The sequence below is a fragment of the Pseudomonas sp. FG86 genome (assembly GCF_057808775.1).
In genome coordinates this window covers 17,899-34,585 of sequence record NZ_JBMDIS010000072.1, presented here as the reverse complement: position 1 = coordinate 34,585, position 16,687 = coordinate 17,899, and the positions used below count along the sequence as shown (strand labels likewise).

3 protein-coding genes are annotated in these 16,687 nt (G+C 64.3%); 2 read left to right on the top strand and 1 reads right to left on the bottom strand.

Annotated features, from left to right (window positions below; all coding sequences use genetic code 11):
* The coding region (locus tag ACODSV_RS28610) for a phosphopantetheine-binding protein (RefSeq protein ID WP_489078373.1) at positions 1-485 on the top strand (485 nt) is incomplete at its 5' end.
* 10 nt (positions 486-495) lie between these two features.
* Positions 496-14,052 (top strand): non-ribosomal peptide synthase/polyketide synthase, encoded by a 13,557-nt coding sequence (locus ACODSV_RS28605; RefSeq protein WP_489078371.1) that lies wholly within the window; start codon positions 496-498, stop codon positions 14,050-14,052.
* Between the two features lie 142 nt (positions 14,053-14,194).
* On the opposite strand, the gene ACODSV_RS28600 is transcribed toward ACODSV_RS28605, so the two are convergent.
* Positions 14,195-16,612 (bottom strand): TonB-dependent siderophore receptor, encoded by a 2,418-nt coding sequence (locus ACODSV_RS28600; protein ID WP_223817918.1) that lies wholly within the window; start codon positions 16,610-16,612, stop codon positions 14,195-14,197.
* Between the last annotated feature and the right edge of the window lie 75 nt (positions 16,613-16,687).

The window sequence follows — 16,687 nt, the reverse complement described above, 5'->3', positions numbered from 1 at the left end:
ATTGGCGTGAGGTCTTGAGCGCCCACCTGGCCAGCCATTTGCCGGACTATATGGTCCCGGCCCAATGGATGCTGCTGGAGCACATGCCCTTGAGCCCCAACGGCAAGCTGGACCGCAAAGCGCTGCCCAAGATGGATGCCAACTTGCAGGCACGGCCGTACGTCGCGCCGCAGAGTGAGCTGGAGCAGCAGATTGCCGCGATCTGGGCCGAGGTGCTGGAGGTGGAGCGTGTGGGCTTGCACGACAACTTCTTCGAACTGGGCGGCCATTCCCTGCTGGCCACGCAAGTGGTGGTTCGCCTGCGTGAGCAGTTGCACAGCGAATTCGACGTCAAATCGATTTTCACCACACCGACCCTGGCCGAATTCACTGCCGGCGTGGCGGCGCAACAGACAATTAATTCGCCGGTGCAGGACGCATTGGCTAAATCCTTGGAGGCCCTCAAACGTCTATCAGCAGAAGATTTGGATAAATTGATTTCCTGAGGGGCGTGGCGTGCAAGCATTAATCGAGTCGGTAGGGTCACTTTCTGCGCAACAAAAGAAAGCGTTGGCGGTCATGCTCAAGCAACAAGGCATCAACCTGTTTGAGATTGCCCCGGTTTTCAAGCGTCAGGACGGTGAGCCCCTTCGACTCTCTTATGCCCAGGAGCGGCAGTGGTTTTTGTGGCAACTGGAGCCGCAAAGCCCGGCCTACAACTTGCCGCGCGCCTTGCGGCTCAAGGGCCGGCTCGACCGTGTCGCCCTGCAACGCAGCTTCGATAGCCTGCTGGCCCGCCATGAAAGCCTGCGCACCCACCTGCATCAAGATGCCGAGCAGGTGCTGCAGGTGATCGACCCCGTGGTGCGCGTTGAAATCGCCCATGAAAACGGCGACCCCGAGCAGCTTGAGGCGCTGGTGCAAGCAGAAGTCGCCAAGCCGTTCGACCTGCAGCAAGGCCCGCTGCTACGGGTCAAGCTGCTGCAACTGGCGCCGGATGAGCATGTGCTGGTGCTGGTGCTGCACCACATCGTGTCAGACGGCTGGTCGATGCAAGTGATGGTCGATGAGCTGGTGCAGTGTTATGTGGCTTACAGCCAGGGCCAGGAGGCGCGCTTGCCGGCGTTGGCGATTCAATACCCGGACTACGCCTTGTGGCAGCGCAGTTGGATGGAAGCCGGTGAGAAAGAGCGCCAATTGGAGTACTGGCGCGAGCAACTGGGGGGCGAGCAGCCGGTATTGGAGTTGCCGCTGGACCACCCGCGCCCGGCCGTACAAAGCTATCGCGGCGCGCGACTGGACATGGGCCTGGAGGCGACGCTGGTCACCGGCCTCAAAGCGTTGGCCCAGCGTGAGGGCGTGACGCTGTTCATGCTGTTGCTGGCGTCGTTCCAGACCCTGTTGTATCGCTACAGCGGGCAGTCGGATATCCGTGTCGGCGTGCCGATCGCCAACCGCAACCGCGCGGAGACCGAACGCCTGATCGGCTTCTTCGTCAACACCCAGGTGCTCAAGGCCGATATCGACGGGCAGATGACCTTCAGCCAGTTGCTCACCCAGGTCAAGCAGCGCGCGCTGCAAGCCCAGAGTCATCAGGACCTGCCGTTCGAGCAGTTGGTGGAAGCCCTGCAACCGGAGCGCAGCCTGAGCCACAACCCGCTGTTCCAGGTGATGTTCAACCACCAGACTGAAGGCCGCAGGGTACGCGGCGAGCAGCAGTTGCCCGGCCTGGCGGTGGAGGCGCTGGAGTGGGACAGCCAGAGCGCCCAGTTCGACTTGAGCCTGGACACCCAGGAATCGCCCGACGGTATTTGGGCCTCGCTGACCTACGCCACTGACCTGTTCGACGCCGCCACCGTGCAGCGCATGGCCGAGCATTGGCAGGGCTTGCTGCGTGCCGTCGTCGGGCGGGCGGGCACGCGCATCGCGCAACTGACGATGTTGACCGAGGCCCAGCAACGCGGGCTGTTACAGGATTGGAATCACGCAGCGCCGGTGTTGCAGCACAGTGCGGGTGTGCATGGGCTGTTCGCGGCGCAAGCGCTGCAACGCCCGGAGCACACGGCACTGTGCCTGGGCGGACAGTCGCTGAGCTATGCCGAATTGAACTGTCGAGCCAACCGCCTGGCCCATGCGCTGATCGCGCGGGGTGTCGGCCCCGAAGGGCTGGTCGGCGTGGCGGTGGCGCGCTCGTTCGAGATGGTGGTGAGCCTGCTGGCGGTGCTCAAGGCCGGCGGCGCCTATGTGCCGCTCGACCCGCAATACCCGCGTGAACGCCTGCTGCATATGCTTGAAGACAGCGGCGTGCGCCTGGTGCTGACCCAGGCGACTCTCGACCTGCCGCTACCCGAAGGCTTGGCGACGCTGGACCTGACGTATACGGATTTGACTCAGTACCCCGAGACGGATCCGCAGGTAGCCGTCGACCCGCAAAACCTCGCCTATGTGATTTACACCTCCGGTTCCACCGGCAAACCCAAGGGCGTGGCGATCAACCATGCGGCGTTGACTGAGTTTTCCAGCATCGCGGCGGGCTATTCGCGGTTGACCCAGGACGATCGCGTCCTGCAATTCGCCACCCTGAACTTCGACGGGTTCGTCGAGCAGCTCTATCCGGCGCTGACCCACGGCGCCACCGTGGTGCTGCGCGGTCCAGAGCTGTGGGACAGCGCGCGGCTGTACGAGGAAATCATCGCTCAAGGCATCACCCTGGCCGACTTGCCCACCGCCTACTGGAACCTGTTTTTGCTCGACTGCCTGGCGGCGGGGCCGCGCACATATGGCGCGCTGCGCCAGATCCATATCGGCGGCGAAGCCATGCCGCTGGACGGTCCGGCGCAGTGGTTGAAGGCCGGCCTGGGCCATGTTCGATTGTTGAATACCTACGGTCCGACCGAGGCTACGGTGGTCTCGAGTGTGCTGGATTGCACGTCCAGCGAGACCATTGGCGCCACCGCCAGCCCGATTGGTCGCTCGTTGCCAGGCCGTGCCCTGTATGTGCTGGATCGCGACCTGAACCTGGCACCACTGGGCGCGGTGGGCGAGCTGTATATCGGCAGCCACTGCGGTTTGGCCCGCGCCTATCTGAACCGTGCGCTGTTGACCGCCGAACGCTTTGTGCCGGACCCGTTCGGCGCAACCGGCGCGCGCCTGTACCGCACCGGCGACCTGGCGCGCTACCGTGCCGACGGGGTGATCGAGTACGTCGGGCGTGTCGACCATCAGGTGAAAATCCGCGGTTTCCGCATTGAGCTGGGGGAAATCGAAACGTTGCTGCTGGCCCAGCGCGGCGTGCGTGAAGCGCTGGTGTTGGCGGCCGACCATCAACTGATCGCCTACCTGGTCGCCGAGCAACAGGATGCCGAAGCGCTCAAGGCTACCTTGCGTGAACAACTGCCGGACTACATGGTGCCGGCGCACCTGATCTTCCTCGACCGCATGCCGCTCAATCCGAACGGCAAGCTGGATCGCCAGGCGCTGCCGAAACCCGACGCCAGCCAGCCGCAACACGCCTGGGTCGCGCCGGTGACGGAGCTTGAGCAACAGGTCGCGGCCCTCTGGGCTGACATCCTGGGTGTCGAGCGGGTCGGGCTGGCGGATCACTTCTTTGAGCGGGGCGGCCACTCGTTGCTGGCGATGCAGGTGGTGTCGCGTCTGCGTCATGCCCTGGGGCGTGAAGTGCCGTTGAAACTGCTTTTCGAACAACCGCGTCTCGAAGGCTTTGCCGCCGCCTTGCACGCCCTGGAAGCGAGCGTTGGCGAGCCGGTTCCCGCGTTGTTGCCGGCCAGCCGTGAGCAACCACTGCCGTTGTCCTATGCCCAGGAGCGCCAGTGGTTCCTCTGGCAACTGGACCCGCACAGCGCGGCTTACCACATCCCCAGCGCCCTGCGCCTCAAGGGCGCGTTGGACCGTTCGGCGCTGCAACGTAGTTTCGATGCCCTGGTCGCTCGCCATGAGAGCTTGCGCACCTGTATTCAGGTGCTGCCAGAGGGCGCGCGCCAAGTCATTCAAGCCCAGGCCCCCGTGTCGATTGCCCTGGGTGAGGTGAGCGAGATCGATCTGCACGCGCAGGTCGCCGCCGAGATTGCCCGGCCGTTCGATCTGCAAGCCGGGCCGCTGTTGCGTGTGACCCTGCTGCGCCTGGCCGAGGACGAGCATGTCTTGGTGTTGGTGCAGCACCATATCGTCTCCGATGGCTGGTCGATGCAGGTGATGGTCGACGAACTGGTGCAGCTGTATGCCGCCTTCAGCCAGGGCGAGATGCCGCAATTGCCGGGCATGCCGATCCAGTACGCCGACTATGCGCTGTGGCAACGCGATTGGATGGAGGCCGGCGAAAAGGCGCGCCAGTTGGCTTACTGGCGAGACCTGCTGGGGGGTGAACAGCCGGTGCTGGAGCTGCCGTTCGATCATCAGCGCCCGGCGCAGCAGAGCCATCGCGGCGCTCGCCTGGACGTACCGCTGCCAGCGGCCCTGGCCACCGATCTCAAGGCATTGGCCCAGGCTCACGGTGTAACGCTGTTCATGTTGCTGCTGGCCTCGTTCCAGACGTTGTTGCACCGCTACAGCGGCCAGCAGGACATCCGCGTCGGCGTGCCCATTGCCAACCGCAACCGCGTGGAAACCGAGCGCCTGATTGGCTTCTTCGTCAATACCCAGGTGCTCAAGGCCGAGATCGATGGGCAGACGACCGTTGCCCAGTTGCTGGCCCAGGTCAAACAGCGCGCGCTGGAGGCCCAGGCCCACCAGGACCTGCCGTTCGAACAACTGGTGGAAGCCTTGCAGCCGGAGCGCAGCCTGAGCCTCAACCCGCTGTTCCAAGTGATGTTCAACCACCAGGCCGAAGGGCGCCCGGGCGATACGCCGTCGGCACTCGCGCACTTGCGCATCGAAGGCTTGACGTGGGAGCGCCGCACGGCCCACTTCGACCTCGACCTGGACGTGCAGGAAAACCGCGAGGGGCTGTGGGCGTCGCTGGGTTATGCCACCGATCTGTTCGACGCCTCGACCATCGAGCGCATGGCGCGCCACTGGCAGAACCTGTTGCAGGCGATGGTCGATGATCAGGCGCAGAGCATTGGCCAATTGAACCTGCTGGATCGCGACGAGCAGCAGCACATCTTGCAGCTGTGGAACCGCACCGATTCCGGCTTCCCGGCCACGCGCCTGGTGCACGAATTGGTCGCTGACCGCGCCGCTGAAACACCGGAGGCCGTGGCGGTGAAGTTCGACGCGCAGACCCTGACTTACGGCGAGCTGGACCGCCAGGCCAACCGCCTGGCCCGTGCGCTGATCGCCCGTGGTGTGGGCCCGGAAGTGCGCGTGGCGATTGCCATGCCACGCAGCGCCGAGATCATGGTGGCGTTCCTCGCCGTGCTCAAGGCGGGCGGGGTGTATGTGCCGCTGGATATCGAATACCCGCGTGATCGCCTGCTGTACATGATGCAAGACAGCCGCGCCCGGTTGCTGCTGACGCATACGCGGGCGTTGCAGCAACTGCCGATTCCTGACGGCTTGGATACCCTGGCGATCGATCGCACCGAGGCGTGGGCCGATTACAGCGACACGGCTCCAGACGTGAAGCTGCACGGCGATAACCTCGCCTACGTGATCTACACCTCCGGCTCCACCGGCCTGCCCAAGGGCGTGGCGGTGTCCCACGGCCCGCTGGTGGCGCACATCATTGCCACGGGCGAGCGCTATGAAACCTCGCCGGCCGATTGCGAACTGCACTTCATGTCGTTCGCCTTCGACGGCTCCCACGAAGGCTGGATGCACCCGCTGATCAACGGCGCGAGCGTGCTGATCCGCGATGACAGCCTGTGGTTGCCCGAATACACCTACGCGCAGATGCATCGCCACCAGGTGACGATGGCCGTGTTCCCGCCGGTGTACCTGCAACAGCTGGCCGAGCATGCCGAGCGCGACGGTCACCCACCGGCTGTGCGGGTGTACTGCTTCGGCGGCGATGCGGTGGCGCAAGCCAGCTACGACCTGGCCTGGCGCGCGCTGAAACCGACCTACCTGTTCAATGGCTACGGCCCAACCGAAACCGTGGTCACGCCGCTGCTGTGGAAGGCCCGCAAGGGTGACCCGTGCGGTGCGGTCTATGCGCCCATCGGCACACTGCTCGGCAACCGCAGCGGCTATGTGTTGGACGCGCAACTCAACCTGCAACCCATCGGCGTGGCCGGCGAGTTGTATCTGGGCGGGGAGGGCGTGGCCCGGGGTTACTTGGAACGTCCGGCACTGACCGCCGAACGTTTCGTGCCAGACCCCTTCGGCAAACCCGGCAGCCGCGTGTACCGCAGCGGCGACCTGACCCGTGGCCGTCCGGATGGCGTGGTGGATTACCTCGGCCGCGTCGACCATCAAGTGAAAATCCGCGGCTTCCGCATCGAACTGGGTGAAATCGAAGCGCGCCTGCGTGAGCAGGACAGCGTCGGCGAAACCGTGGTCGTGGCCCAGGACGGCCCGACCGGCAAGCAACTGGTGGCCTATGTGGTGCCTGCCGACCCCGCCCTGATCAACGCGGTGGAGTTCCGCGAAGCACTGCGGCGCGCTCTCAAGTCCCGCCTGCCGGACTACATGGTGCCCGCGCACTTCATGTTCCTCGCGCAGATGCCGCTGACCCCCAACGGCAAGCTCGACCGCCGCGGCCTGCCGCTGCCCGACGTTGCCCAGGCCCAGGGGGTGTTCGTCGAGCCGGTCAGCCTTTTGCAGCAGCAGGTGGCTGCGATCTGGGCCGAGGTACTCGGCGCCGAACGGATCGGCCTGAGCGATCACTTTTTTGAACTGGGCGGGCATTCCTTGCTGGCCATGCAGGTGATCTCGCGCCTGCGCCAGTTGCTGGCGCGCGAAGTTGCCCTGCGCACGTTGTTCGAACAACCGCAACTGGAAGGGTTTGTGCTGGCGTTGCAGGCGCAGGACGCCACGGTGCTGGCCCCGCCGATGCTCGCGCTCAGCCGTGAGCAGCCCCTGGCGTTGTCCTATGCCCAGGAGCGGCAGTGGTTCCTCTGGCAACTGGAGCCTGAGAGTGCGGCCTACCACGTGCCCAACGCATTGCGCCTGAGCGGGCAACTGGATCGCGCGGCCTTGCAGCGCAGCTTTGACGCCTTGCTCGCACGCCATGAAACCTTACGCACCGTGTTTATCACCGACGGTGAGTCCACGCGGCAGCACATCCTGCCCGTCGCCACACTGAGGCTGGATGAGGCGCGGCTGCTCGGTGCATCGCCGCAGCAGGTACAGGCGCGGGTGGAAGCGGAAATCGCCCGGCCTTTCGATTTGTACCAGGGCCCGCTGCTGCGCGTGACACTGTTGCAACTGAGTGAACAGGAACATGTGCTGATAGTGGTTCAGCACCATATCGTTTCCGATGGCTGGTCGATGCAAGTCATGGTCGATGAGCTGGTGCAACTGTACGCCGGGTTCAGCCAGGGGCGGCCGGCGCAATTACCCGCGCTGGTGCTGCAATACGCCGATTACGCCGGGTGGCAGCGCGAGTGGATGGACGCCGGCGAGAAGCAGCGCCAGATGGAGTACTGGCAGGGCCTGCTGGGTGGCGAGCAACCGGTACTGGCGTTGCCGCTGGATCATCCGCGCCCCGCGGTGCAGAGCTACCGTGGCGCGCAGCTGGAAGTCGGCCTGGATGCCGATGTGGTTGCCCGCCTCAAGGGCCTGGCGCAACGCGAAGGGGTCACGCTGTTCATGCTGTTGCTGGCGTCGTTCCAGGCCGTGTTGCATCGCTACAGCGGGCAGTCGGACATCCGTGTCGGGGTGCCGATCGCCAACCGCAACCGGGTGGAGACCGAACGCCTGATCGGCTTCTTCGTCAACACCCAGGTGCTCAAGGCCGATATCGACGGGCAGATGTCCTTTGCCCAGCTGTTGCAGCAGGTCAAGCATCGCGCCCTGCAAGCCCAGGCGCACCAGGACTTGCCGTTCGAGCAGTTGGTGGAAGCCCTGCAACCGGAGCGCAGCCTGAGCCACAACCCGCTGTTCCAGGTGATGTTCAACCACCAGGCCGAGGCGCGTGTGCCGCGTGGCGAGCAGTTGCCTGGCCTGCGGGTGGAAGGGCTGGAGTGGGACAGCCACACCACGCATTTCGATCTGAGCCTGGATACCCAGGAGTCCGCCGAAGGCATATGGGCCTCGCTGACCTACGCCACCGACCTGTTCGAGGCCGCCACCGTGGCACGCCTGGCGCGGCATTGGCAGAACCTGTTGGACGCTGTGGCGCGAGATGCCCGGCAACCCATCGGCGAGTTGAGGCTGCTCGATCGCCAGGAACACGCGCGCCTGCTGCGGGATTGGAATACCCCGGCGCCGGCGTGCTCGATTCAACAGGGGGTGCAGCACCTGTTCGAGCACCAGGCGCAACGGCGTCCGGAGCACACGGCACTGTGCCTGGGCGGACAGTCGCTGAGCTATGCCGAATTGAACCGCCGAGCCAACCGCCTGGCCCATGCGCTCATCGCTCGAGGTGTCGGCCCGGAAGGGCTGGTCGGCGTGGCGGTGGCGCGCTCGTTCGAGATGGTGGTGAGCCTGCTGGCGGTGCTCAAGGCCGGCGGCGCCTATGTGCCGCTCGACCCGCAATACCCGCGTGAACGCCTGCTGCATATGCTTGAAGACAGCGGCGTGCGCCTGGTGCTGACCCAGGCGACTCTCGACCTGCCGCTACCCGAAGGCTTGGCGACGCTGGACCTGACGTATACGGATTTGACTCAGTACCCCGAGACGGATCCGCAGGTAGCCGTCGACCCGCAAAACCTCGCCTATGTGATCTACACCTCCGGCTCCACGGGCAAACCCAAGGGCGTGGCGATCAACCATGGGGCGCTGACCGAGTTTTCCAGCATCGCGGCGGGCTATTCGCGGTTGACCCAGGACGATCGCGTCCTGCAATTCGCCACCCTGAACTTCGACGGGTTCGTCGAGCAGCTCTACCCGGCGCTGACCCACGGTGCCACCGTGGTGTTGCGCGGTCCAGAGCTGTGGGACAGCGCGCGGTTGTACGAGGAAATCATCGCTCAAGGCATCACCCTGGCCGACTTGCCCACCGCCTACTGGAACCTGTTTTTGCTCGACTGCCTGGCGGCGGGGCCGCGCACGTATGGCGCGCTGCGCCAGATCCATATCGGCGGCGAAGCCATGCCGCTGGACGGCCCGGCACAGTGGTTGAAGGCCGGCCTGGGCCATGTTCGATTGTTGAATACCTACGGCCCGACCGAGGCCACGGTGGTCTCGAGCGTGCTGGATTGCACGTCCAGCGAGACCATCGGCGCCACCGCCAGCCCGATTGGTCGCTCGTTGCCAGGCCGTGCCCTGTACGTGCTGGATCGCGACCTGAACCTGGCGCCACTGGGCGCGGTGGGCGAGCTGTACATCGGCAGCCATTGCGGCCTGGCCCGCGCCTATCTGAACCGTGCGCTGTTGACCGCCGAACGCTTTGTGCCGGACCCGTTCGGCGCAACCGGCGCGCGCCTGTACCGCACCGGCGACCTGGCGCGCTACCGTGCCGACGGGGTGATCGAGTACGTCGGGCGTGTCGACCACCAGGTGAAAATCCGTGGTTTCCGCATTGAGCTGGGGGAAATCGAGACGTTGCTGCTGGCCCAGCGCGGCGTGCGTGAAGCGCTGGTGTTGGCGGCCGACCATCAACTGATCGCCTACCTGGTCGCCGAGCAACAGGATGCCGAAGCGCTCAAGGCCACCTTGCGCGAGCAACTGCCGGACTACATGGTGCCGGCGCACCTGATCTTCCTTGACCGCATGCCGCTCAATCCGAACGGCAAGCTGGATCGCCAGGCGCTGCCGAAACCCGACGCCAGCCAGTCGCAACACGCCTGGGTCGCGCCGGTGACGGAGCTTGAGCAACAGGTCGCGGCCCTCTGGGCTGACATCCTCGGTGTCGAGCGGGTCGGGTTGGCCGATCACTTCTTTGAGCGGGGTGGCCACTCGTTGCTGGCGATGCAAGTCATCTCCCGCCTGCGCAATGTGTTGGGCCGAGAGGTTGCGCTCAGAAGCCTGTTCGAACACCCACGGCTGCAGGGGTTTGTCGCAGCGCTGTCGACCGAAAGCGGCATGCCATTGGCGCCACCCCTGGTCGCGGTGGAGCGAGGGCAGCCCTTGCCGTTGTCCTATGCCCAGGAACGCCAGTGGTTCCTCTGGCAGTTGGACCCGCACAGCGCGGCCTACCATGTGCCGAGCGCGTTGCGCCTCAAAGGTCGCCTGGATCCCGTGGCGCTACAGCGCAGTTTTGACGCCCTGGTTGCGCGTCACGAAAGCCTGCGCACCCACCTGAAACCGGAGGACGGGCGTGTGGTGCAGGTGATTGGCGCGCCGGCCAGTGTTGAGATCGCCCAGGTCGATGTGGATGCGTCGGCCCTGCGCAGCCAGGTGGAGGCTTACATTGCGCAGCCTTTCGACCTGACCCAGGGCCCGCTGATGCGGGTGTGGCTGCTGCGGGTGGCCGCGGACGACCACGTGCTGGTGCTGGTACAGCATCACATCATTTCCGATGGGGGATCGATGCAGGTGATGGTCGACGAGCTGGTGCAGTTGTATGCCGCCTTCAGCCAGGGCGAGGAGCCGCAATTGCCGGCCCTGCCGATCCAGTACGCCGACTATGCGGTGTGGCAGCGCCAGTGGATGGAAGCCGGTGAGAAGGCGCGCCAGCTGGCTTACTGGAGAGACCTGCTGGGGGGTGAACAACCGGTGTTGGAATTGCCGCTGGATCACGCCCGGCCGAGCCAGCAAAGCCATCGCGGCGCGAGCCTGGACATCCGCGTACCGGCGGCACGGGTCACCGCGTTGCGCGCGCTGGCCCAGCGTGAGGACGTGACATTGTTCATGCTCCTGCTCGCCTCATTCCAGGCGTTGTTGCACCGCTACAGCGGCCAGCGGGACATCCGCGTCGGCGTGCCCATCGCCAACCGCAACCGCGTGGAAACCGAGCGCCTGATTGGCTTTTTCGTCAATACCCAGGTCCTCAAGGCCGATATCGACGGGCAGCAGACGGTTGCCCAGTTACTGGCCCAGGTCAAACAGCGTGCACTCGATGCCCAGGCCCACCAGGACCTGCCGTTCGAGCAGTTGGTGGAGGCGTTGCAGCCGGAACGCAACCTGAGCTTCAACCCGTTGTTCCAGGTGCTGTTCAATCATCAGACCCAAGCCAGTGGCCCCGACCAGGCTGAGCCATTGCCCGGCCTGCAGGTCAGCGGCCTGGCGTGGGACAGCCACACGGCCCAGTTCGACTTGAGCCTCAATACCCATGAGTCGGCCGAGGGGCTTGCCGCCTCGTTCACCTACGCCACGGACCTGTTCGAGCCGGCCACCCTGGCACGCATGGCCGGCCATTGGCTGAACCTGCTCGACGGCATGACCCAGGACACCCGGCAGCGTATCGGCCAGTTACCGTTGCTGGATGACCAGGAACAGCAAGCAGTGATCCACGACTGGAACGCTACCGCTCGCGATTACCCGTTGCAGCGTTGCGTGCATCAGTTGATTGAAGCACAGGTCGCGCGCACGCCGGATGCGCCGGCCCTGGTGTTTGGCCAGCAGCGTCTGAGCTACGCGCAACTGAATTGCCGCGCCAACCGCCTGGCCCATCGTTTGATCGCGGCTGGCGTCGGGCCGGATGTGCTGGTGGGCCTGGCGTTGGAGCGTTCCATCGAAATGGTGGTCGGCCTGCTGGCGGTGCTCAAGGCCGGTGGTGCCTATGTGCCGCTGGACCCCGAGTATCCACGTGAGCGCCTGGCGTACATGCTCGAAGACAGCGGGGTGAAGTTGCTGCTGACTCAAGCGCACCTGCTGCAACAGCTACCCATACCCGATGGCCTGGATCATCTGGTGCTGGGTGAGTCGTGGTTCGAAGGCTACAGCGATAGCGACCCAGGTATCGTCCTGGACGGCGAAAACCTGGCCTATGTGATCTACACCTCCGGCTCCACCGGCCAGCCCAAAGGCGCGGGCAACCGGCATTCGGCCCTGACCAACCGCCTGCAATGGATGCAGGAAGCCTATGGCCTCGGTGCCAGCGACACGGTGCTGCAAAAGACCCCGTTCAGCTTTGACGTGTCGGTGTGGGAGTTCTTCTGGCCGCTGATGAGCGGTGCGCGCCTGGTGGTTGCAGCGCCGGGGGATCATCGCGACCCGGCCCGGTTGATCAGTGTGATCACCGCCGAGCAGGTCACTACAGTGCACTTCGTGCCCTCGATGTTGCAGGCGTTCCTCCAGGATGCGGCGGTGACCCGTTGCCAAAGCCTGCAGCGCATTGTGTGCAGCGGCGAGGCGCTACCGGTCGACGCCCTGCAGCAAGTCTTTGCCAAACTGCCGCAAGCCGGCCTCTACAACCTGTATGGCCCAACCGAAGCCGCCATCGACGTGACCCACTGGACCTGCGTCGACGAGGGGCACGACACGGTGCCGATCGGCGAACCGATTGCCAACCTGCGCACCCATGTGCTGGATGCCGACCTGTCACCCGTGCCGGTCGGAGTTGCCGGTGAGCTGTACCTGGGCGGCGCAGGCTTGGCGCGTAGTTATCATCGGCGTCCGGGCTTGACCGCCGAGCGCTTCGTGCCTTGCCCGTTCCACCCTGGGGCGCGGCTGTACCGCAGCGGCGACCGGGTACGCCAGCGTGCCGACGGCGTCATCGAATACCTGGGCCGCCTCGACCATCAGGTCAAGCTGCGCGGCTTGCGCATCGAACTGGGTGAAATCGAAGCGCGCCTGCTGGAACACCCGGCTGTGCGTGAAGCGAGCGTGCAGGTGGTTGATGGCAAGCAACTGGTGGCTTACGTGGTGCTGCAACCGAGCGGTGACGATTGGCGCGAGCGCTTGAGCACCCACCTGGCCAGCCACCTGCCGGACTATATGGTCCCGGCGCAATGGGTAGTGCTGGAGCACATGCCGCTGAGCCCCAATGGCAAACTGGACCGCAAGGCGCTGCCCAAGCCCGAGGCCGCTGGCCGCGAGTACGTTGCGCCGCAGACTGAGGCCGAACAACAGATTGCCGCGGCATGGGCGCAGGTGCTGCAAGTCGAACGTGTCGGGTTGCATGACAACTTCTTCGAGCTGGGCGGCCATTCGCTGTTGGTGCTGATGCTCAAGGACCGCATTCATCAGGTGTGCGGTGTCGCGCTGGGCGTCAACCAGTTGATGCTGCACCCGACGGTCGCGGCTCAGGCGCGTTGCCTCGAGGGCGAGGGCGAGCGCTCGTTGATCGTCCGGCTCAATAGCCAGGCCCAGGGCACGCCGCTGTACCTGTTCCACCCAAGTTTTGGCTCGGTGCATTGCTACAAGGCCATTGCCCTGGCGTTGCGTGAGCAGCGTCCGGTGTTGGGCGTGATGTGCCGGGCACTGGTGGACGAAGGCATTGAAGTGCCGACCTGGGCGCAGATGGTCGAGGACTACACCCAGCAATTGTTGAGCGCACAGCCCCACGGCGCTTACCGCCTGGCCGGCTGGTCCCTGGGCGGCAACCTGGCCATGGAGGTGGCTTACCGCCTGGAACAGGCGGGCCGCGTGGTGGAATCGGTGGGCTGGATCGATGCGCCGCCCCCGGCACGCTTTACTGCGTTTTGGCAGCAGGGGGCGCAGTTGGATCAGCGGGTGACGTCTGCGGCCGAGCGGCGCGTGGAGTTGCTGGCGGTGATGTTCCCGGCGTACGCCGAGCAGATCCACGCGGTGTGGCAGGCGACGTGCGGCAGCCAGGATGAGCAATGGCAGCAGGTGTCCGATTGGGCTGAGCGGGCCCTGGGCGATAGCTTCCGCGTGCTCAAGGATGAGTTGCAGTCGGGCGGCGAAACCGAGCGCTCCTGGGCGCTCAAGCAGGTGCTGGATGAGCGCCTGCAAGACACCGATTACCGCGCCATCCGGGCGCCGGTCAATTGCTGGTGGGCGGCCCTGAGCGAGGGCGGTATCCACCAGGCGTTGATCGAGTCCGGTATGCGCGAGGTGATTGGCCAGGCGGGTATCCGGCGTTCGGTGGTGATCGATACGACTCACCACCGGATCGTGGATAACGCTGAGTTCATCAGCAGCTTTGTGGCGGCGATGGAGTAAGCGGTTGCTGTAAAGGGCGCCCCTGGCCAGCGATGGCCAGGGGCGTTTTGCTGTCTGATACCGCGTGTTTATCCAGGCTTGCGCAGCGGGCACAAAAAAGCCCCTGGCCACGGAGTGACCAGGGGCTTTGCGGGTTGCGGGGCTAGAAGTCCCAGCGCGTGGTGAGCATCACGTTGCGTGGGTCGCCAGGGTAAGCCGAGTCATAGAAACCGATGTTGGTGTAGTAGTGCTTGTCGAACAGGTTGTTGACGTTGAGGGTGGCCGAAAGGTTATCGGTCACTTGGTAACGGGTCATCAAATCAACCAGCCAGTACGGGTCTTGGGTGAATTTCTCGGAGCGGCCACCACCGGGGTAGCCCCAGTTGTTGACGGTCTGCCAGCCAGCGCTCTGCCAGCGCGCGCCGCCACCGACGGTGAGCCTGTCCAGGTTGCCCTGGAGTTTATAGGTGGTATAGAAACTGACCTGGTCTTCCGGCTCCCAGGTCGCGACCTTCTTGCCATCGTCATCGCGGGCGATCTTGTGGGTGTAGCCCGCTTGCAGTTGCCAGCCCTGGGCCAGTTCGCCGGAGATTTCCGCTTCGTAGCCCTTGGTCTTGGTCTTGGTGCCGATGTACGAATAGTCGACGCCCGGCTGGGAGTTCCACGCCGTGTCGGCCAGCGGGCGGTTTTCTTCGTGCACTTCGAAGTAGGCGAGGCTGGAATTCAAACGGCCGCCAAAGAATTCACCCTTGACGCCAAGCTCATAGTTCTTGCCCTCGTTGGGGGCAAGCATGGCGCGTGTGCGGGTGCGGTACTGGGTCTGGGGCTGGAAGATTTCGGTGTAGCTGGCATACGCGGTGAAATTGTCGTTCAGGTCATACGTCAGGCCCGCATACGGCACCACCTTGCCGCTTTCCTGGGTGTCGCTGGTACCGGTGACCTGGTAGTTGGCGATACGCGAGCCGAGCAACAGGTGCAGCTCGTCCGTCAGGCTGAAGCGACCCGTGACGTAGGTACCGGTCTGGCGGGTGGTTTCGTCATTGATCTTGGTAGCGGTCCACAGCGGCTCGATGGCTTGGCCATTCCAATTGTAGAAGTCATAGGAGTTGTTGAAGTAAGTGGTCGCGGTGTAGTCCTTGGCTTTCCATTTGGAAATGGACAGGGACTGGCCGATCACCAGTTCGTGTTCGCGGCCGAACAGCTCGAATGGCCCCGAGGCGTACACATCGAGGCTGTCACTGGTGGTGTCGCCCACGTATTTGCGTGCGTAGATGGAACTGGCGGTGGCGGAGTCCTGGGAGATGTAGCCCAGAGGCGCGTTATAGCCGTTGATCTGGTGGTTGTACTGGCCTTTGGTGACCCAGCCATTGTCAAAGGTGTGTTCCAGGGTCGCGAAAGCGGTACGACTGTATTGCTCCCATGAACCCCATTTCGGGCCGTTGTTGAACGAACGCGGCAGGTTCAGCTTGTTTCCCGTTGCATCAAAGATGGTCCGTGTGCCGGTCCAGCTGGAGCCTTTCGGATCGCTGTCCTGGTAGTCGGCGCCGAGGGTCAACAGGGTGTTTTCGTCCAGGTCGAATTCGAGGATGCCGTAGAGCACACCGGTCTTGCGCGAGTAGTGGTCAAGGAACGATTGTTTGTCCTGATACGCCGCGACGGCACGGCCACGCACATTGCCGGTTTCGGTCAGGGGGCCGCTGACGTCGACCTGGGAGCGGTAGTTGTCCCAGGACCCGGCGCCCAGTTCGATGCTGCTCTTGAACTCGGAAGTCGGTTTTTTGCGGATCAGGTTGATGGTGCCCCCTGGGCCGCCAGCGCCGGTGAGCAGGCCGGTGGCGCCCTTGAGGACCTCGACACGGTCGTAGATCGCCATGTCGGTCAGGGTCTGGCCCGCTGAGTATTGGGCGTCACGCAGGGTCGGGATGCCGTCGTACTGGAAGTTGACGATAGAGAAGCCACGGGAATAGTAGTTGGTGCGCTCGGTGTCGTAGGTCGACACGGTGATGCCCGGGGTATGGCGCATGACGTCATCGATGGCGTTAAGCCCGAAATCATCCATCACCTGGCGCGTCACCACCGAGATCGACTGCGGTGTTTCGCGAGGCGTCAGCACCATGCGCGTCGCCGTGGCGATAGTGCCAGGGGTATACGAACCGGTGCCTTCCGTCACGGTGCCCAACTGGTTAGCGGTGACTTGCGTAGCCCCCAGTTCCAGCCCCGAAGTCGCGGCTGCACTGATGGTCACGGCGTTGCCTTGCAGGCTGTAATGGACACCCGTGCCGTCGAGCAGCGAGGCGATCGCCTTGTCGGGTTCCTGCTTGCCCTTGACCGCAGTGCTGTTCTTGCCTTGCACATCGGTCGGGCTGTACAGCACTTGCAGATTGGTCTGGCGGCCAAATTCCTGCAACGCCGTCCCCAACGGCTGTGCAGGAATATCGATCTCGAGCTCCTGGGCCTGTACATACCCGGCGATGGGCAGCGATACCGCAATCGCGAGCGCGCAAGGCGTAAGGTTGAAGTTCAGGGCCCGTCGCATGGATAGCGCTTTGCTCAGGGGGCTCAGACCGAGTCGTACTGACATGAATGCTTTCTCTTCTGTGTGTGAGGTGGGCAGTTTATAAGTATTTATTGAGTCTGGTTCTCATTACCACTAGTG

Coding starts and splice junctions, on each gene's coding strand:
- ACODSV_RS28600 (WP_223817918.1), bottom strand. CDS start 16,612: ATGTCAGTACGACTCGGTCTGAGCCCCCTGAGCAAAGCGCTATCCATG.